Origin of the sequence: Streptomyces hoynatensis (assembly GCF_003626535.1) — a bacterium.
Taxonomy (GTDB): domain Bacteria; phylum Actinomycetota; class Actinomycetes; order Streptomycetales; family Streptomycetaceae; genus Streptomyces; species Streptomyces hoynatensis.
The window spans coordinates 57279-76313 of the sequence record NZ_RBAL01000014.1; the positions used below are offsets into that span (position 1 = coordinate 57279).

Sequence of the window (19035 nt, forward strand, 5' to 3'; positions counted from 1 at the left end):
ATGTCATTTCCCCTGCTGACGGCGACGGCCGCGGTGCCCGCGATCGGCGCCGTGGCCACCGCCGCGGTCCCGGCGGCGCGGCGCACCGGCGCCAAATGGCTGGCGCTGGCCTTCTCCCTGGTCACGGTCGGCTTCGCCGCGGCGGTCCTGCTGCGCTTCGACACCGGCTCCGGCGCCGACCGCTTCCAGCTCACCGAGTCGCACTCGTGGATCGAGGACTTCGGGGTCAGGTACGAGCTGGGCGTGGACGGCATCGGGGCGACGATGATCGCGCTCACCGCGGTGCTGGTGCCCTTCCTCATCGGCGCCGGGTGGAACGACGCGGACCCGGTGGAGGGGGAGCCGCAGGCGACCCGCCGCTGGCGGCCCACCCAGGGCTTCTTCGCGCTGATCCTCATGGTCGAGGCGATGGTCGTGCTGTCCTTCGCCGCCACCGACGTCTTCCTCTTCTACCTTTTCTTCGAGGCCATGCTCATCCCGATGTACTTCCTCATCGGCGGCTTCGGCGACCGGGCGGGGGAGCAGGGCGAGGAGGGGCAGGCAAGGCAACGCTCGTACGCGGCGGTCAAGTTCCTCCTCTACAACCTGGTCGGCGGCCTGGTGATGCTGGCCGCGGTGATCGGCCTCTACGCCCAGACCGCGGACCAGCTCGACGCCGGGACCTTCTCGCTGCAGGCGATCCTGGAGGCCCGCGCCTCCGGCGACCTCGACTTCTCGACCGGCGTGGAGCGCTGGCTGTTCCTCGGCTTCTTCTTCGCCTTCGCGATCAAGGCGCCGCTGTGGCCGCTGCACACCTGGCTGCCCAACGCGATGGGCGAGGCCACCGCCCCGGTGGCCGTGCTGATCACCGCGATCGTCGACAAGGTCGGCACCTTCGCGATGCTCCGCTTCTGCCTGGGTCTCTTCCCGGAGGCCAGCGACTGGGCGACCCCGGTGATCCTGGTGCTCTCGCTGGTCAGCATCCTCTACGGCGCCTTGGTGGCGCTGGGGCAGCGGGACATGAAGCGGCTGATCGCGTACGCCTCGATCAGCCACTTCGGCTTCATCGTCCTCGGCGTCTTCGCCATGACCAGCCAGGGCCAGGGCGGCGCCACGCTGTACATGATCAACCACGGCATCGCCACCGCGGCCCTGCTGCTGGTCGCCGGCTTCCTCATCGCCCGGCGCGGCTCCCGGCTCATCGGCGACTACGGCGGCGTGCAGAAGACGGCGCCGGTGCTGGCGGGCACCTTCCTCGTCGGCGGCCTCGCCACCCTCTCGCTGCCCGGCACCGGGCCCTTCGTCAGCGAATTCCTCGTGCTGGTCGGCACCTTCAGCCGGCACCAGGCGGTGGGCATCATCGCCTGCACCGGCATCGTCCTCGCGGCCCTCTACGTGCTGGTCCTCTACCAGCGGACGATGACCGGGCCGGTGCGGGCGGGCCTGGAGAAGCTGCCCGACCTGCGGGTGCGTGAGCTGGCCGTGGTGACGCCGCTGATCGGGCTGCTGCTCTTCCTCGGCGTCTACCCGAAGCCGCTGACCGAGATCGTGAACCCGGCGGTGGAGCACACGCTCTCCGACGTCCACCAGACCGACCCAGAACCGCAGATCGACGTGTCAGAAGTGGAGGCAGCCGAATGAACCCCGGGGATCTTCAGGCTCCGGACATCGAGTGGGTGGCGCTCTCGCCGAGCCTCGTGGTGTTCGCGGCCGCCGTGGTCGGCGTGCTGATCGAGGCGTTCGCCCCGCGTTCCGCCAGGTACGCCGCGGAGGTCGTGGTGTCCTCGGTGGGCCTGGCCGGCGCCTTCGCCGCGGTCGTCGCCCTGGCGGCGAACGGGCACGGCACCTCCAAGTCGCAGATCGCCGGCATGGGTTCGCTCGCCGTGGACGGGCCGGCGCTCTTCCTGCAGGGCGTGACCGTGCTGGTCGGGTTGGTCTCGGTGTTCCTCTTCGCCGAGCGGCGCCTTGAGCCGGTGGCGCACGGGGCGCGGGTGGACTCCTTCGCCGCGCAGCCCGCCGCGGTGCCCGGCGGCAAGGCCGAGCAGGAAGCGGTCAGGGCCGGTCACACCACGACCGAGATCTTCCCGCTGCTGCTGTTCGCGGTCGGCGGCATGCTGCTGTTCCCTGCGGCGAACGACCTGCTCGTGCTGTTCATCGCGCTGGAGATCCTGTCGCTGCCGCTGTACCTGCTGTGCGCCCTGGCCAGGCGCCGGCGGCTCCTGTCGCAGGAGTCGGCGGTGAAGTACTTCCTGCTGGGCGCGTTCGCCTCGGCCTTCCTGCTGTTCGGCGTCGCGCTGCTGTACGGCTACGCCGGCACCACCTCCTACGCGGGCATCGCGGACGTGATCAGCGGCGAGCCCTCCCACATGGAGCCCGGCCTGGCCTCCACGATGGGCAACGACGCGCTGCTGCTGATCGGCGGCGCGATGGTGCTGATGGGCCTGCTGTTCAAGGTGGGCGCGGTGCCGTTCCACATGTGGACCCCGGACGTCTACCAGGGCGCCCCGACGCCGGTCACCGGCTTCATGGCCTCGGCCACCAAGGTCGCCGCCTTCGGCGCGATGCTGCGGCTGATGTACGTGGTGCTGCCCGGCCTCCAGTGGGACTGGGAGCCGGTCATGTGGGGCGTGGCGATCGCCTCCATGGTGGCGGGCGCGGTCATCGCGATCACCCAGACCGACGTGAAGCGGCTGCTGGCCTACTCCTCCATCGCGCACGCCGGGTTCATCCTCTCCGGCGTGGTGGCCGTCAGCGAGGACGGCGTGTCCTCGGTGCTGTTCTACCTGGGCGCCTACTCCTTCGTGACGCTGGGGGCCTTCGCCGTGGTCACGCTGGTGCGGGACGCGGGCGGCGAGGCCACCCACCTGTCCAAGTGGGCCGGGCTCGGGCGGCGTTCGCCGCTGCTGGCCGCGGTGTTCGCCCTGTTCCTGCTCGCCTTCGCCGGCATCCCGCTGACCTCGGGCTTCGCCAGCAAGTTCGCGGTGTTCAGCGCGGTCGCCCAGTCGGGCGGGATGGGCCTGGTCATCGTCGGTGTGCTGGCCTCCGCGGTCGCGGCGTTCTTCTACATCCGGGTGATCGTGCTGATGTTCTTCAGCGAGCCGCGGCCGGACGGCCCCTCGGTGGTGATCCCCAGCCCGCTGACGATGTCGGTGGTCGGCGTCGCGGCGGCGGCCACGGTGGTGCTCGGTGTGGCGCCGCAGTACTTCCTCGACCTGGCCGACCAGGCCGGGGTGTTCGTCAGGTGACGCGGCGGCCCGCCGCGGGCCCCGCATGCCGGTGGCCCGGCTCCCACGGGGGGAGCCGGGCCACCGGCATGAGTGCCCGGTCCGGGATCAGTTGAAGTTGAGGCCCTGGAGGCGCTCGATCGTCTCGTTGATCTCGGCGACCTCCTCCTCGCTGAAGCCACCGGTCTCCGCGTTGCGGTAGGTCTGCGTCTGGCCGGAGGACCAGGTGACGTTGAGGACGTTCTCCGACTCGAGGGTCCAGGTGGCCGACATGTCGGTCCAGGACTCGTCCCCGTACTGCTGGCAGCCGCTGAGCGAGAGGCCGGCGTCGGTGACCTGGCCCTGGCACAGGTCGCCCTCCACGTCGAGGTCCTCGTAGTAGGTGACCTCGCCGCTCCTGATCTCCAGGTTGGCCGACAGCGGGTCGGTGCCGGTGTACCAGTCACCCTCCAGCTGCTCGGCGGTGGGCGCGGTGCCGGTGCCGCCGCTCCCCGCGTCCCCCGTGTCACCGGTGTCGCCGGTGTCACCGGTGTCGCCACCGGTGGTGTCGCTCGGCGGGGCCGTGTCCTCGCCGCCGTCGCCGCCGTCGGCCGAGCCGCCGTCCTGCTCCCCGCCGCTGCTGCCGCCGACGGACCCGAACGCTCCGTCACCGTCGTCGTCGTTACAGCCGGTGAGCACCAGTGCCGTCGCGGCGGCCACGATCGGCAGGGCGAGCCGTATTGAGCTGCGCATGGAATCCCCTCACACTTTCGTACTTGCTTTCGGCAGGCTATCGCGTGCGCGAATGCGTGGCGCGCGGTGTTACGCAGCCATGGCAAAGCGTGCCGTATTGATACGTCGGTGATGGGGGAGGGGCATTCCCGCGGGAAAGTGGATCTTGCTGCGCGGGCGAACGGCGGGAAAAACGCCAGGCGGGGGGCGGGAAACGCAGGGTGGGGGGCGGGAACAACGCAGGGTGGGCGGCGGGAACAACGCAGGGTGGGCGGCGGGAACAACGCAACGGTGGCCGGCCCCCGGAGGGAACCCGGCCACCGCACGGTCCTTTTCGTGCCGCCTCAGTAGGCGTTGGTGTAGGTCTCCTGGAGGCCGGAGGCCCAGACGACGGTCATGGTGCCGTCGGAGTTGAGGGTCGCGGTCGCCGTGGTGTCGGTCCACTGCTCCGAGCCGAGCTGCACGCAACCGCTCAGCTGGATCTGGCCGTTGGAGAAGGTGCCCGAGGGGCAGTAGTCGCCCTCGACGCCCTGGTCCTCGAAGAACATCACGGTGGTACCGGTGATGGTGAGGTTGTGCGACTCCGCCTGGTTGCTGATGTCGACGTACCAGTCGCCGTCGAAGGAGCCGTCGCTCATGCCGCCGCCCAGGCCGCCGTCGGTGCTGCCGCCGTCCGTGGTGCCGCCGTCGGTGGTGCCCGCGTCGGAGCCGGTGTCTCCTTCGTCGGACGGCATGCTCGGGAGGTCGGAGTCGTCCGGGACGTAGTCGCCCGGGTCGATGGCCTCGCCGCCTCCGCCGCCGATGGCGCCGAAGGTGCCGTGTCCGTCGTCGTCGGCGCACCCCGCGAGCGCGAACGTCGCCACCGTGGCGACGATCGGCAGGGCCAGCCGTATGGAGCTGCGCATGGTATCCCCTCGTAGGAAAACTCTTGTTCCGCGTGTTCGCGGGCCGCGCCCGCGCCAACGGGCGGACCGAAGCGTCGCGCGCTCGTACCAGGGTGCCGGATCGATGCGCCGCGCTGGCGGGCGGGTCGTTCCCGCGTGCAAGCGATCTTGCCGAGTGGACGGCGCTCCGTGCCCCCGGGCCGTGCCGTTGCCGGGCCCGACCATCTTCGCCGGTGCGGCTCCCCGGGGCCATCCCCGGCGCATTGCGGATGCGTTGCAGAAGGCGGCGGCTCCCGGCGGGAACGCCGACGGGCGGCCCGGGCCCGTCCTGGGCCCGGCCACCCGTCGTTGGCGTTCGGCCGCGCTGTCAGCCGACGTTGACGTACGTCTCGGTCAGGCCCGAGGCCCAGACGACCTGGAGCGTGCCGTCTCCGTTGAGGCTGAGGGTGGCCGTCATGTCGGTCCACTCCTGTTCGCCGTACACCGAGCAGCCGCCGAGCGTGAGGTTGGGACCGTTCAGCGTGCCGGAGTCGCACAGGTCGCCTTCCGCACCCAGGTCCTCAAAGAAGGCGGCGCTCGTGCCCAGGATATAGAGGTTGTGCGACTCGTCCTGGTGGGTGGGGTCGACGTACCAGTCGCCGTCGAAGGAGCCGTCGCTCATGCCGCCGCCCAGGCCGCCGTCGGTGGTGCCCCCGTCGGTGCTGCCGCCGTCGGTGGTGCCCGCGTCGGAGCCGGTGTCTCCTTCGTCGGACGGCATGCTGGGCAGGTCGGAGTCGTCCGGGACGTAGTCGCCCGGGTCGATGGCCTCGCCGCCTCCGCCGCCGATGGCGCCGAAGGTGCCGTGTCCGTCGTCGTCGGCGCACCCCGCGAGCGCGAACGTCGCCATCGTGGCGACGATCGGCAGGGCCAGCCGTATGGAGCTGCGCATGAAATCCCCTCGATACCTTGAGCCGGTGCCCGGCAGGGTATCGCGGCGGTGGCCGGGGGCGGCCGGCTGTTACGAGTCCATGCCAGGGGAGTGCCGTATGGAGACGCACGGCCGCCGCTCGCGGCGGGCGGGAACGTGACGGTGGCCGGGACCCGCGGGTCCCGGCCACCGTCTGCCTCCTCGATGACGGCCGGGCCCCGTCGGGCCCGGCCGCCGGTTCATCAGCCCAGGCCCTCCAGGTCCTCCAGGTCGCTGAGGTCACCCAGGTCGCCCAGGTCCCCGAGGTCGCCCAGGTCCCCGAGCAGCGAGGTGTAGGTCTGGGTGGTGCCCGAGGCCCAGGTGACGTTGAGCGTGTCGCCGTCCATGGTCAGGGTCGCCTCCGTGTCGGGCCAGAGCTCGCTCCCGTACTGGGAGCACTCGACCGTCATGGTGCCGTCGCTGACCGAGCCGGTGCACACGTCGCCCTCTTCGCCGGAGTTCTCGACGAAGTTGGCGGAGCCGTCGCTGAACATCAGCGAGCTGGCGTCCGGCTCGTCGCCGGTCTCGCCGGTGGTCCAGAAGCCCTCAAGGTCTTCGTTGGTCGGGGCCGAGCCGCCGGCCGCGGCCGCTCCGCCGTCGCCGCCGTCGCTCTCGGCGCCGTCGTCGCCCTGCGCGTTCTCCTCGGTCTGCGACTGGCCGCCGCCCGTGCTGCCCGACGACTCGTTGCTGTCGTCGTCGTCGCTGCAGGCGGTCAGGGCGAGCGCCGCCGCCGCCGCTATCGCGGGCAGGGCGAGCCGAATGTTCCTACGCATGAAATCCCCTCGTGCGTATGGGTGAACTGAGGGGTTGAGGTTAACGCAGTGACGGAGGGGGTAAGTGTCACTGTTACGCGCCTATGGCAATCGCCTCCATACTGCAACGTATGCCGACGCCGCCTGCGCGGCCCTTTCACCGGCTCTCCTCAAGTCCGCCCAGCTCAGAGGCCCTTGTGGTAGGTCTGGACGCGGCCCGAGGCCCAGGTGACCGTCATCGCCGAGTCCACCAGGGTCACGGTGGCGTGCGTGTCGGGCCACAGGGACTCCCCGATCTGGTCGCAGGTCACGTCCAGTTGCCCCCGGTCCACGGCGCCGTGGCACACGTCCCCCTCACCCCGTGGGTCGGTGTCCTCGTAGTAGGTGACGGCGTAGGCGGACTCGCCTGGGGTGCCGGGCTCGATGTCGATGGCCGGGTCCTCGGGGGCGTAGCCGACGTACCAGCTGCCGGCCAGCTCCTCGTTGTCCGGCACCCGGCCCTCCCGGGGGCCCGGGGAGGCGCCGCCGGGGTCCCCCGAGGAGGCGGCGGGGCGGGGCGTGGGCCCGCCCGGCTCCTCCTTTGCGCCGGCCCGTTCCCGGGCGGAGCCGGGCGACCCGCTTCCTGCGGTCGCGCCGGGGCCCGCCGGGTGGGCGGGTTCGCCGCCCGGGTGGCCGTCCTGGCGCGGGGCGGCGTCGCCCCCGCAGCCGGTGAGCGCCAGGAAGGCGGCCGCGGCGACGGCGGGCAGCGTCCTCCTCGTTGGCCTGTGCAATGACATCCCTCGCCTCCCGGTTCGGCGCCTGCTCGGTGTCTTCTCGGCGTGGTGCCGGCGCCTTCGCCCCCTGTGCAACGCGGGGGTGCCCCCTCCCGGAACGGGTGCGCCACCCGCTTTCCGCGCCCGGGTGAGCGCGCCGGGCGGCTCCGGGCGGAATGCGGCTCGCCCGAGCCGGAGATGACGCCGGTTGAGGAGGCGGGGCAGGCGCCGGGAACGGAAGTCGCGCGGGAGGGAACGGAAGTCGCGCGGGTGGGAACGGAAGTGGCGCGGGTGGGAACGGAAGTCGCGCGGGTGGGAACGGAAGTGGCGCGGGAGGGAACGGCAAAGGAATGGCGAAGGGCCGGGAAGGAACGGCGAAGGAGCCGGGGAAAACGGGGAAAAGGGGCGGCGCGGGCCGGAAGGGCGTGCGAGGCGGAAAGTGCGGGCGGGAATGGCGAAAGGTCAGCGTGCGGGCAGAATGCGCCCGCTGACCTCGGCGAGCCCGATCCGGCTGCCGCCGGGGCCAGGTGCCCAGGCCGTGAGGCTGACCTCGTCACCGTCCGCGAGGAACGTCCGTTCCATGCCGCCGAGTCGGAGCGGCCGGCGGCCACCCTCCGTGAGTTCGAGCAGGCAGCCGCGCTGGTCCTCGCCCGGGCCGCTGACCGTGCCCGAGGCGTACAGGTCGCCGGTGCGCAGCCGGGCGCCGTTGACCGTCAGGTGGGCCAGTTGCTGGGCGGGCGTCCAGTACATCGCGGCGAACGGCGGCTCGGCGATCAGGTGGCCGTTCAGCCGCACCTCAAGCCGCAGGTCGAGCCCCTCAGGCGGCAGGCCGGCGTCGTCCAGGTAGGGCAGCGGGGGGTGGGTGCGCGGCGGGGGCGGCACCCGGGCGGCCTCCAGCGCGTCGAGCGGCGTCACCCAGGCGGCAAGCGAGGTGGCGAAGGACTTGCCGAGGAAGGGGCCGAGCGGCACGTACTCCCAGCCCTGGATGTCGCGGGCCGACCAGTCGTTGAGCAGGCAGAGGCCGAAGACGTGCTCGCGGTACGCGTGCTGGGGAACGGCGGTGCCGGGGGCCGAGGGCACGCCCACCACGAAGCCGACCTCGGCCTCGAAGTCCAGGCGCCTGGTGGGCCCGAAGGCCGGCGTCTCCGCGCCCCGCGGGGGCCTGCCCTGGCCGTGCGGCCTGACCACCGGGCTGCCCGAGACCTGCACGCTGCCGGCCCGCCCGTGGTAACCGATGGGGAGGTGCTTCCAGTTGGGCGGGAGGCCGGGGGCCTGCGGGCGCAGGATGCGGCCGACGGCGGCGGCGTGGTGCTCGCTGGCGTAGAAGTCCACGTAGTCGGCCACCTCGAAGGGCAGATGCATCCGCACGGCGCCCAGGGGCCGCAGGAAGGGGCCGAGCCGCTCGGCGGCGTCCGGCCCGGACAGCCAGTCCTGGACCCGCGCGCGCACCGCCCGCCAGGCCGCGGGGCCCGCGGCCAGCAGCGGGTTGAGCGAGGGGCGGGTCAGCAGTTCGGCGTGTGGCGCGCCGAGTGCCGCGGCGGCGGCACCCAGGTCGAGCACCCGGCCGAGATGGCGGACGCCGAGCCGCCGTTCGCCGGGCCGCTCCGCCGTGCTGAACACGCCGTAGGGCAGGTTCTCGATGCCGAAAAGGCCGTCCTCGGGCATGCCGGTCACCCTAGTGCCGTCCCCGGGCGGCTTCGCCGGCTTCCGGCAAACCCGCCCCGCCACCGCGCGAGACGGTACGTCCCCGCGTTGATCCACTTCGAACCGGCTACGCTGCCGGAGACAACGCACCGAAAAGACAGGGGATCGCTCGTGACCGTCGTGGGGCCCTTCGGGGCGAGCGTGCGGGACCCCGCGCTGGAGGCCGATGTCCAGGCGGGGCTGAGGGCCGTCGAGACGGGTCTGATCGAGGCCACCAAGAGCGACGTCCCCTTTATAACGGAGACGGCGCAGCACCTGGTGCGCGCGGGTGGCAAGCGCTTCCGGCCTCTTCTCCTGCTGCTGGCGGCCCAGTTCGGCGATCCGTACGCGCCGGGCGTGGTCCCCTCCGCGGTGGTGGTGGAGCTGACGCACCTGGCGACGCTCTACCACGACGACATCATGGACGAGGCGCAGGTGCGCCGCGGGGTGCCCAGCGCCAACGCCCGCTGGAGCAACTCGGTGGCGGTGCTCACCGGCGACTTCCTCTTCTCGCGGGCCTCGACCATAGTGGCCGACCTCGGCCCCGAGGCCGTCCGGATTCAGGCGGAGGCCTTCGAACGCCTGGTGACCGGGCAGATCCAGGAGACCGCGGGGCCGCAGGAGGGCGAGGACCCGATCGCGCACCATCTGGAGGTGATCGCGGGCAAGACGGGCTCGCTGATCGCCGTCGCCGGGCGCATGGGCGCGATGACGGCGGGCGCGTCCGAGAGCGTCGTCGACACCCTGGCCCAGTACGGGGAGCGGATCGGCATCGCCTTCCAACTCGCCGACGACGTCCTCGACATCGCCAGCGAGGGACAGGAGTCGGGGAAGACGCCGGGCACCGACCTCAAGGAGGGCGTGGCCACGCTGCCGGTGCTGCGGCTGCGGGAGATGGTCGCACGCGGCGGCTCGGCCGGGGACCGGGAGCTGCTCGACCTGCTGGCGGGCGACCTCAGCGACGACGCGCGGCACGCCGAGGCGCTGGCCAGGCTGCGGGCGCACCCGGCGCTGGAACGGGCGCGGCAGGACGCCCTCTCGTTCGCGACGCAGGCGCGGCAGACGCTCGAACCGCTGCCGGACATCCCGGCCAGGGCGGCGCTCGCCGAGCTGTGCGACGCGGTCGCGGACCGGACGGCGTAACGGGCCTGGGGCACGGCGAACGGCCGTGCGCCGGGCGGCGAACGGCCGTCCCCGAGGCGGCGAAGGGCCGTGCGCCGGGCGGCGAACGGCGGTCCCCGGGGCGGCGAAGGGCCGTGCGCCGGGCGGCGAACGGCCGTGCCCGGGGCGGCGGGTGGCCTGCCCGGGCGGCGGGGGGATTGCGGCGGCGCCCGCCCTGGGTACATCCCCTACGGGTTCAGGCCGTACGCGCGGCCACGCGGTCATCCCTTGGTAGTACGCGGATCGATCCCGATGGCTGATGTCTGAATGGCCCCGGCCTGGTGCACTTGGTAGTGCCGAGAACCGAGTGGAGGGGCATCAGATGGCAATGCACAGGAGTATCCGCCGGGCGGCCGTGCCGACCGTCGTGCTCGCCGGGCTCGCCGCGGTGGGGGTGGGAGTGTGGCCGGCGCTGGCCAGCGACGGAGGCCCCGACCTTCCCGACGTGTCGGCCGAGGACCTGCTGGTGCGGATGGCCGAGTCGGACGCGGAGCAGCTGTCGGGGACGGTGCGGGTGCAGACCGACCTCGGCCTGCCGGAGTGGGGCGGCATGCTGGACGGGGTGCTCGACGGCCTCGACGGCCCGGCCGGGCGCCTGGCGGGGCTGGCGACCGGGGACGGCACGCTGCAGGTGGCGATGGACGGGCCGGAGCGGCAGCGGGTCTCCCTGGTGGACGGCTCGGAGGAGCTGACCGTGATACACGACGGCGACCGGCTCTGGCTCTACGACAGCGAGGAGGGCACGGTCTACCGCTCCGAGCTTCCCGAGGAGGCCGCGGAGGGGGAGGCGAGCCCGGAGGCTCCCGGGGACCTGACGCCGCGGGAGGCCGCGCAGCGGCTGCTGGACGCGGCCGGGGAGCACGCGGACATCTCCGTGGACGGCACCGCCAGGGTGGCGGGCCGCAGCGCCTACCAGCTGGTGGTGCGCCCGGCCGGGGAGGACGCGCCGCTGGAGCGGCTGCGGATATCCGTGGACGGGGAGACCGGGGTGCCGCTCGCGCTGACGGCGGACGGGCCCGGCGGGCGTTCGGTCGACGTCGCCTTCACGCAGATCGACTACGCCAAGCCGGCCGGCGCGGTCTTCGACTTCACCCCGCCCAGCGGGGCGGAGGTCCGGGACCTCGACCCGCAGGCGCTGCTCGGCGGGCTGCTGCCCGAGGGCGTCGAGCTGCCGGGCGGCGAGGGCACGGACGAGACCTGGCTGCCGGACCCGGAGGAGTTCGAGGGGCTGGACGAGCTGGAGGGCGACATGCTGGAGGGGCTGGAACGGCTGGAGGACGTGCCCGAGTTGCAGGGGCTCGCCGAGCACCTGACCGGCCTGCTGGACGAGGCGGCCGCCGCCTCAGGGGACCGCGCCTGAGGGGCGCCCCGAGGGCGTCCCGGCCCGGCGCCGCCGCCCGCCCCCGGGCGGCGGCCCCGGGGCTTGCCGGGACGCGGCCCGCGGCCGGCCCGGCCCGCACGCGCTCGCCCCTCACCCGCCCGTGCGGTACGGGGCGTTGGGGGCGGGGCCGTGCGGGCCAGGGGCGTTGGGGCCCGGGGCCTTGAGGGCGGGGCCGTTCCCGGCCGGCCGTGTGCCGGGGGCGTGGCGGCCGGGGCGGGTCAGGCCGCCTGCATCGCGGGCCTGAAGACCTCCTCGCACCACTGCCGGAAGGTGGTGGGGGTGTCGGCGGCGTGCTGTGGCGTGCGGGCGACCCCGTGGTCGAGGCCGTTCTCCTTGGCCGCGATCATGTCCAGCATGGCCTGCGCCATGGCCTCGGACGTGCCGAGGCCGGTGAGCTGTTCCCGGAGCGCCTCGGCCGGGATCTGCCGGTAGGAGACGGGGGTGCCGAGCACCTCGGAGACGATCGCGGCCATCTGCTCGTTCGACAGGTCCTCGGGGCCGAGCAGGGGGATCTCCTCCCGGCCCGACCAGGTGTCGTCGAGCAGCAGGCGGGTGGCGACCGCCGCGATGTCGCGGGTGGCGACGGCGGGCAGCGCGAAGCCGGGGTCGAGGACGCCGAAGAAGGCGCCCTGTGCCTTGATCACCTCGACCTGGCGCAGCAGGTTGTCCATGAAGGTGGCCGCGGCCAGGGCACGGAAGGCGACGCCGGTGCCGGCGATGAGGTCGTCCATGGCCAGGGAGGCGGTCACGTGCCCGGCGTGGCCCGCCTGGGCGGTGCCGCGGCCCAGGCCGCTGACGTCCACGACGCGCTTGACCCCGCGGTCGCGCAGGGCCTCGGCCGCGGGCCGGGTGAAGCCGGAGAACGCCTCGTCTACGCTGGCCGCGTGGGGGTCGCCGGGCAGCAGCCAGAACACGGCGTCTGCCCCGTCGAAGGCGCGGTCGACGATCCGCGGATCGCCGTGCGAGCCCTGGACGACCTCGACCTGCTCACGGACGCCCGGGGCCAGCCTGGCCGGGTCGCGAACGACGACGCGGACCTTCTCCCCGCCCGCGAGGACCCCGTTCAGGACCTGGTGCCCGATCTTTCCGGTAGGTGCGGTGATGACGATCATGACTTCTCTCCCATGGAAGGGGACGGCAATGCCTCGACAGGTAAACTCTACCGTACCGTTTACTTCTCGGGGTGGGTGCCGGTGACCGGGGCGGAGGGGCCGCGCAGGCGTGGCGAGCAGCGCCGCGGGGAGGAGCTGCGCCGCCACATCCTCTTCGTGGCCAAGGACGTGTTCCTCGAAAGCGGCTACGAGCGGGCGTCGATGGATGCCGTGGCGGCGCGCGCCGGGACCTCGAAGCGCTCGCTGTACGCGCACTTCGAGAGCAAGGACAAGCTCTTCCTCGCCGTCCTCGGACTCATCCGGGAGCTGTACCTGGGGAGGTTGCGGACCCCGGACGCGTACGCCGACGACCCGGCGGAGGCGGTGGCGCTGTTCTGCGACCGGTTCCTGCGCCTGATGGTGTGGGAGCCCCAGGTGCAGACCTGCCGGCTGAGCATGGCCGGGGCCGAGCGGCAGCCGGAGCACGCGCACGCCTACTTCGACGCCGTGTTCGCCAGCGCCTACGAGCGGCTGGCCGCCTACCTGTCCGAGCGGTACGGGCTGGAGGGGGCCGAGGCGCCGGCGCTCGCGGAGGACCTGCTCGGCCGCACCGTGCTGCCGCGGCTGTTCCGCACCCTGCTCGGTATCGAGCCGGCGGCCAAGGAGCCCCCGGCCGAGGCCCCCGCGGCCGAGGGCGCGGAACTGGACGCGATCCGCCGCCTGGTCGCGGCGGCCCTGCCCGGCGGAGCGGCCGGGTAGCCGGGCGGCCGGGCCGAGCCGTCGGGCCGAGCCGTCGGGCGGAGTGGTCGGGCCCAGCCGTCAGGCCGGGTTGCCGGGTCGAGCCGTCAGGTCGGGCTGCCGGTCGGGCTGCCGGTCCGAACGGGCGGGCCGCCCGGTCGGCCGGGCGGTCAGGCGATGCCGCCGTTGGCGTAGATCACCTGCCCGTTGACCCAGCGGCCGGGGCCCGCGAGGAAGGCGACGGCCTCCGCGATGTCCTCGGGGGTGCCGAGCCGTTCCAGCGGCGCCTGGTGCGCCAGGCGGTCGACGGTCTCCTGGTCCTTGCCGGTGAGGAAGAGCGGGGTGGCGGTCGGCCCGGGGGCCACCGCGTTGACGGTGACCTCGCGTCCGCGCAGCTCCCGGGCCAGGACCAGGGTCATGGCGTCGACCGCCCCCTTGCTCGCCGCGTAGGCCGCGTAGCCGGGGAAGGCGAGCCGGGTCACCGTGGTGGAGAAGGTGACGATCGCCCCGCCCCGGCGCACCCGGCGGGCCGCCTGCTGGGCCACGACGAAGGTGCCGCGGATGTTGGTGCGGTGCATCCGGTCCAGGTCGTCGAGGCCGAACTCGGCGACCGGGCCCAGCGTCATCACCCCGGCCGTGTGGACGACCACGTCCACGCCGCCGAAGGCGGACTCCACCGCGTCGAAGGCCGCGGCAACCTCCGCCTCCTCGGCGACGTCCGCCCGGAGGGCGAGCGCCGAGCCGCCGCCGGCCCGGATCTCCGCGACGGCCTCCTCGGCCGCCGCCGCGTTGCCCGCGTAGTGCACGCCGACGGCCATGCCCTCGGCGGCCAGCCGCAGGGCGACGGCGCGGCCGATGCCGCCCGACGCCCCGGTGACGAGCGCGACCCTGGTGTGTGCGGTGCCTGACATGAAGCCTCCTTGGGCCGGGCGGCAGAACCGGCCGGCTGAGCTGGACGAACGAGCTGGCTGAACGAGCGGGGTGAACGAGCTGGCTGAACGAGCGGGTGAACGACGTGCTGAACGGTCCGGCGCACGGTCCGGTGGACGGGCCGGCGCACGGGCTCGCCGCGCGAGGCGCGGGCTCGCCGCACGAGCCGGGTTGCCTCCCGTCCCGGGGGGCGCGGTGAGGCGGACGCGGGTCCGGCGCGGCCCGAGGCGGACCGCATTTGTGGACGCCGAGTCCATAAAACCACACTTGTGGACGCCGCGTCCATATGCCAGGCTGGGCGGCGCGGGCACCGGAACGTCCGGGCCCCGGCACGGGCGGGCCGCAGACACACGCGGACGAATGGGAGAGGGGACCGATGGCCACGGAGGCGGCACGGCCGGCGGAGCGGCGCAGGCGAGGCCGCGGCCGGCGGCCCGCGGCGGAGGTCAGGGCGGACGTGCTGGCAGCGGCCGGTGAGCTGCTGCTGCGCGAGGGAATGACGGCCTTCACCATCGAGCGGGTCGCCGAGGCCGCCTGCGCCAGCAAGACGACGATCTACAAGTGGTGGCCCTCGAAGGGCGCCCTGGCCCTGGACGGCTACTTCCACGCCGTGGAGACGACCCTGGCCTTCCCGGACACCGGCGACCTGGAGGCGGACCTCACCGCCCAACTCGGCGCGTTCGTCCACCTCCTCGCCGAGACCCCGGCCGGCCGGGTCATCGCGGAACTCATCGGCCAGGCGCAGACCGACCCGGAGCTCGCCACCGCGCTGCTGACCCGCTATTCGGGGCCCCGGCGGGCCCTGGCCGTGGCCGCGATGGAACGCGCCAGGGAACGCGGCGAGTTGCGCGACGACGTCGACCTGGAGGCCGTCGTCGACCAGCTGTGGGGCGCCTGCTACCACCGGCTCCTGCTGCCGAACCTGCCGGTGACCCCGGAGTTCGCCGCCCAGCTGGTCCGCAACCTCCTGCACGGCCTGCGCCCCTGACCCCCACGGACCCCCGCGCCCCCGGCTCCCGCGGTCCCCACGAGGAACGCCGCGCGCCCCGGCGGCCGTCCGGTGGGGGACCGGGCGGGGTGCCGGGGCGTGCGGCGGGGGCGTGTGGCGGGGCGCCTGGGAGACCGCGGCCCCGCGGGGGCGCCCCCGGGGACCGCGGGGCGCGGAACCTCACATGTGGAGGGGAGGAACCGCCGCGCCGGCCTTCGGGGCGCCGCGGCGGTAGAGGATCAGGCTGGCGATCATGCCGACCAGGAAGAAGCCGGCCGACCACCAGTACGCCGTCGAGTAGCTCTCCATGCTCGCCTGCGCCAGCACGGCCGGATCGGTCGGGTCGCGGCCGACCAGGTAGTCGGTGGCGGCGCTTGAGGCCAGGGTGTTGAGCACCGCGGTGCCGATCGAACCCCCCACCTGCTGCGCCGTGTTGGCCAGCGCCGAGGCGACGCCCGCGTCCTCGGGTGCGACGCCCGAGGTGGCCAGGCTCATCGCCGGGGCGATCACCGCGCCCAGGCCGGCGCCGAGGAGGAGCAGCGGCGGCATGATGCGCGCCGCGTAGCCGCTGTCCACCTGAAGGGAGGTCAGCCAGACCAGCCCCCCGGCCGAGGCCGCCATGCCGAAGGCGACGATCGGCATGGCGCCGAGCCGCGGGAAGAGCACGGTGTTCGAGAGCGTCGCCGCCACCGTCAGCGTGCCGATCATCGGCAGGAAGGCGAGGCCGGTGTCGACCGGCGTGTAGCCCTTGGTCTGCTGCAGGTAGTAGGTGACGAAGAGGAAGACGCCGAACATGCCCGCGCCGCTGATCAGCACCGCCGCGTAGGAGGCCCCGCGGTCCCGGTCGAGCAGCACCCGCAGCGGGAGCAGCGGGTGGGCGGCGCGCGTCTGCCACCAGAAGAACACCACGAGCAGCACGCCGCCCGCCGCCAGGAAGCCCCAGGTCGCCGCGGAACTCCAGGCGTGGGAATCGGCGTTGGCGAAGCCGTAGACGATGCCGAACAGGGCCGCCGAGACCACCACGGTGCCCGGCACGTCGAGGGTGGCGGACCGGTCGCGGGCGGTCCTGACCAGCAGGGCGCTGCCCATGACGAAGGCGAGCACCGCGAAGATCAGGTTGACGTAGAGCGTCCAGCGCCAGTTGAGGTGCTCGGTGAGGAAGCCGCCGAGCAGCAGGCCGATGGCGCCGCCGGTCCCGGCGATGGCGCCGTAGACGCTGAACGCCTTGGCGCGCTCCTTGGCGTCGGTGAAGGTCGTGGTGAGCAGGGAGAGCGCGGCCGGGGCGAGCAGGGCGCCGAAGATTCCCTGGAGCACGCGGGCGGAGACCAGGATCTCGAAGTTGCCTGCGGCACCGCCGATGGCCGAGGCGGCGGCGAAGCCGACCAGGCCGACGAGGAAGGTGATCTTGCGGCCGAAGAGGTCGGCGATCCGGCCGCCGAGCGGCAGCAGGCCTGCCGAAGGCGAGCGCGTAGGCGGTGACCACCCACTGGCGGTCGCTGTCCGAGAAGCCGAGGTCGGCCTGGGCCGAGGGCAGGGCGATGTTCACCACCGTGCCGTCGAGGACGACCATCAACTGGGCAATGCCGATGACCGCCAGAATCCACCAGCGGCGCGTGGCGGGGTCATCGGCGGTGGTGCGGGGGGACCTGGCCGCGCCCGTGGCGTCGGTCGTGGTCTGGGACATCGGTGGCGTTCTCCACTTCAGGTGTGCGTCAGGGCGGGCATGAGCACCTCGTCCAGGAGTCGGACCAGGTAGTCGGCGTCGGCGTAGGCGTCCTCGAAGAGCGGCCTGGTCAGGACGGCGCCGAAGATCAGCTGGGACAGGTGGGCGAGCGCGGCCGGGCGGGCCGTCAGCTCTCCCCGGGCGACGGCCCGGTCGACCATGGCCGTCAGCTCGGCCATCTCGGTCTCGATCAGGGCCTCGCGCATGGCCCGGGCCAGTTCCCTGTCGACGAGGGCGGCGTGCGCGAGACCGGCGATGAGCGGGGTGTCCTCGCGGCACTTGTCGATCATCGACAGGAAGCGGGCGTGCAGGTCGCCGCGCAGGCTGCCGGTGTCGGCGGCCGGGGCGTTCCCGCTGGCGTGGCCCACGGCGGAGATCGCGCGGGCGACCAGCCGCGGCTTGCTGTGCCACTGCCGGTAGAGGGTGGCCTTCCCGCAGTGTGCGCGGGCCGCGACGGCGTCCATGGTCAGCGCCTCGTAGCCGCTCTCGCGGACGATGTCGACCACGGTGCTCAGCACCTCCCGCTCCCGTTCCTCGGTCATGCGGGGCCGGCGGACGGAGGCGGCGGGCGCCGAAGGGGAGGCCGCGGCCCCCGGCTGCCCGGGGGCGGGGGACTGCGCGCGGGCTCCCGCGGAGGGCTGCGCGGGGGAGGGGGACGAGGGGGGCCGGGAGATGGCGCGCTCCTTCCTTGGGCGGCCCTCGGGGGGCTCGGTGACGGGCGGGGGAGAACGGGCGGACCGCGCCGGGAAGATCGAGCGGGATGGAACGAGACCGTTCCGTTCTATATGTGATCAGCCTACGCCGCCGTATGGACGGGTCACAACCGCTTTCCCTTCAATTCCCGTGCATGTCCAGTGCTGTTCGACCCTCGCTCGACCGTCGGCCGACCGGTGCCCGACGGTCGGCCGATCGTCGGCCGACCGGCGTTCGACCAGCGTTCGACCGGGATCCGAGCGGCGCTCCCTCGCGGCCAGGGCAGGTCCCGACGCGGCCCCCGTACCAGCCCCCTACGGGCCGTCCCCCCCGCCAGCCCGGCCCGGGTGGTCCCCGTCGGCGCGGGCGGGCTTCGTCGACGTGGTGGTCTCAGCCGGCGAGGCGGTCTCAGCCGGCGTGGGTGGTCTCGGCCGGGGTGCGCCCGGCCGCGGCGGCGCGCCGGCCGCGGCGGGCCTGGCGCAGGAGGTCCCAGGTGAGCACCGTCAGCGCGAGCCACACCAGCAGGAAGCCGGCCCAGCGCTCCGGCGGCATCTCCTCGTGGAACACCAGCAGCCCGAGCAGGAACATCGTGACCGGGGTCAGGTACTGCATCAGCCCGAGGGTGGCGAGCGGCAGCCGCAGGGCGGCGGCCCCGAAGAAGATCAGCGGCAGGGCGGTGGCCAGGCCGCTGCACACCAGCAGCGCGGTGTGCCCGGCGCCCTCGCCGGTGAACGTGGAGTCGCCGCGGGCCGTCAGCACCACGAGGAAGGCGAGGGCGGGCAGGAACTGGAGGGCGGAGTCGGCGGAGAAGCCGGCCAGCCCGTCGAGCCCGGTCTGCTTCTTCACCAGGCCGTAGAGGCCGAAGCTGACGCTGATGGCCAGCGAGACCCAGGGCACCTGCCCGTAGGCGAGGGTCATCACGAGGACGGCGAGGACCCCGATGCCCACCGCGGCCCACTGGGCGCGGCGCAGCCGCTCCCGCAGCAGGAGGACGCCGAAGGCGATGGTCAGCAGCGGATTGATGAAGTAGCCCAGCGAGGCTTCGAGGACCCGGTCCTGCCCGACGGCCCAGATGAACAGGTACCAGTTGACCGCGATCAGCACGGCGGAGGCGGCCAGCAGGGCCAGGCGCCTGGGCTGCCGCAGCAGGGGCCGTATCCAGGACCACTCGCCGGCGAAGGCCAGCAGCACCAGCGCGGTGGGCAGCGACCACACCATGCGGTGGGCGATCACCTCCGCGGCGCCCGCCGACTCCAGGCGGTCCCAGTAGAGGGGCAGCAGCCCCCACATCCCGAAGGCGCCCAGGCCGAACGCGAGTCCCGCTCGGCTGCGCGCCTCGGCAGCACCCACCACAGCCTCCTCGAACGCCCGCACGATGGACGTATGCGAGCGTAATGCC

General features: G+C 73.5%; 16 protein-coding genes and 1 pseudogene. 6 read left to right on the plus strand and 11 right to left on the minus strand.

The window, feature by feature from the left end; translation table 11 throughout:
- On the plus strand, positions 1 to 1620 hold the full coding sequence (locus D7294_RS21805; protein ID WP_120682377.1) for an NADH-quinone oxidoreductase subunit M: 1620 nt from the start codon (positions 1 to 3) through the stop codon (positions 1618 to 1620).
- Entirely contained in the window at positions 1617 to 3224 is a 1608-nt protein-coding gene (gene nuoN, locus D7294_RS21810; RefSeq protein WP_120682379.1) for an NADH-quinone oxidoreductase subunit NuoN, read from the plus strand. The genes D7294_RS21805 and nuoN overlap by 4 nt, the downstream gene beginning before the upstream one ends.
- A gap of 87 nt (positions 3225 to 3311) precedes the next feature.
- On the opposite strand, the gene D7294_RS21815 is transcribed toward nuoN, so the two are convergent.
- From D7294_RS21815 to fahA, 6 genes are all read right to left on the minus strand, one after another.
- Positions 3312 to 3935 carry a hypothetical protein gene (locus D7294_RS21815; protein WP_120682381.1) on the minus strand — a complete coding sequence of 208 codons (624 nt, stop codon included), beginning with the start codon at positions 3933 to 3935 and terminating at the stop codon, positions 3312 to 3314.
- Between the two features lie 323 nt (positions 3936 to 4258).
- A complete protein-coding gene (locus D7294_RS21820; RefSeq protein ID WP_120682383.1) occupies positions 4259 to 4819 on the minus strand; it encodes a hypothetical protein in 561 nt (186 codons plus the stop codon).
- 346 nt (positions 4820 to 5165) lie between these two features.
- Entirely contained in the window at positions 5166 to 5726 is a 561-nt protein-coding gene (locus D7294_RS21825) for a hypothetical protein (protein ID WP_120682385.1), read from the minus strand.
- A 221-nt stretch (positions 5727 to 5947) separates the two neighbouring features.
- Entirely contained in the window at positions 5948 to 6517 is a 570-nt protein-coding gene (locus D7294_RS32060) for a hypothetical protein (protein WP_158674678.1), read from the minus strand.
- 164 nt (positions 6518 to 6681) lie between these two features.
- The gene (locus D7294_RS21830; protein ID WP_147450887.1) at positions 6682 to 7272 is read right to left on the minus strand and encodes a hypothetical protein; all 591 of its coding nucleotides are present in this window, start codon (positions 7270 to 7272) and stop codon (positions 6682 to 6684) included.
- Positions 7273 to 7710: 438 nt separating this feature from the next.
- Positions 7711 to 8913, minus strand: coding sequence for a fumarylacetoacetase (gene fahA / locus D7294_RS21835; RefSeq protein ID WP_120682562.1), 1203 nt, complete (start codon positions 8911 to 8913; stop codon positions 7711 to 7713).
- A 150-nt stretch (positions 8914 to 9063) separates the two neighbouring features.
- On the opposite strand from fahA, the gene D7294_RS21840 reads away from it, so the two are divergent.
- Together D7294_RS21840 and D7294_RS21845 are read left to right on the plus strand one after the other, a co-directional pair.
- The gene (locus D7294_RS21840) at positions 9064 to 10074 is read left to right on the plus strand and encodes a polyprenyl synthetase family protein (protein ID WP_120682389.1); all 1011 of its coding nucleotides are present in this window, start codon (positions 9064 to 9066) and stop codon (positions 10072 to 10074) included.
- A gap of 346 nt (positions 10075 to 10420) precedes the next feature.
- Entirely contained in the window at positions 10421 to 11452 is a 1032-nt protein-coding gene (locus tag D7294_RS21845) for a LolA family protein (protein WP_147450888.1), read from the plus strand.
- Positions 11453 to 11691: 239 nt separating this feature from the next.
- Here the strand turns inward: D7294_RS21845 and D7294_RS21850 are convergent, their stop codons facing one another.
- On the minus strand, positions 11692 to 12585 hold the full coding sequence (locus tag D7294_RS21850; protein ID WP_120682393.1) for an NAD(P)H-binding protein: 894 nt from the start codon (positions 12583 to 12585) through the stop codon (positions 11692 to 11694).
- 81 nt (positions 12586 to 12666) lie between these two features.
- Between D7294_RS21850 and D7294_RS21855 the strand changes: the two genes are divergently transcribed.
- Complete coding sequence (locus D7294_RS21855) at positions 12667 to 13323, plus strand: TetR/AcrR family transcriptional regulator (RefSeq protein ID WP_206619538.1); 657 nt, start codon at positions 12667 to 12669, stop codon at positions 13321 to 13323.
- 149 nt (positions 13324 to 13472) lie between these two features.
- Here the strand turns inward: D7294_RS21855 and D7294_RS21860 are convergent, their stop codons facing one another.
- Positions 13473 to 14213: an SDR family oxidoreductase gene (locus tag D7294_RS21860; protein WP_120682397.1), complete on the minus strand. Its 741-nt coding sequence runs from the start codon at positions 14211 to 14213 to the stop codon at positions 13473 to 13475.
- 395 nt (positions 14214 to 14608) lie between these two features.
- Between D7294_RS21860 and D7294_RS21865 the strand changes: the two genes are divergently transcribed.
- Positions 14609 to 15220 (plus strand): TetR/AcrR family transcriptional regulator, encoded by a 612-nt coding sequence (locus D7294_RS21865; RefSeq protein WP_120682398.1) that lies wholly within the window; start codon positions 14609 to 14611, stop codon positions 15218 to 15220.
- A gap of 180 nt (positions 15221 to 15400) precedes the next feature.
- Here D7294_RS21865 and D7294_RS21870 read toward each other — a convergent pair.
- From D7294_RS21870 to rarD, 3 genes and pseudogenes are all read right to left on the minus strand, one after another.
- Positions 15401 to 16904, minus strand: a pseudogene (locus D7294_RS21870) (MFS transporter).
- A 17-nt stretch (positions 16905 to 16921) separates the two neighbouring features.
- Positions 16922 to 17485, minus strand: a complete 564-nt coding sequence (locus tag D7294_RS21875) for a TetR/AcrR family transcriptional regulator (protein ID WP_120682400.1) — start codon at positions 17483 to 17485, stop codon at positions 16922 to 16924.
- Between the two features lie 559 nt (positions 17486 to 18044).
- Entirely contained in the window at positions 18045 to 18926 is an 882-nt protein-coding gene (gene rarD / locus D7294_RS21885) for an EamA family transporter RarD (protein WP_241562550.1), read from the minus strand.
- Between the last annotated feature and the right edge of the window lie 109 nt (positions 18927 to 19035).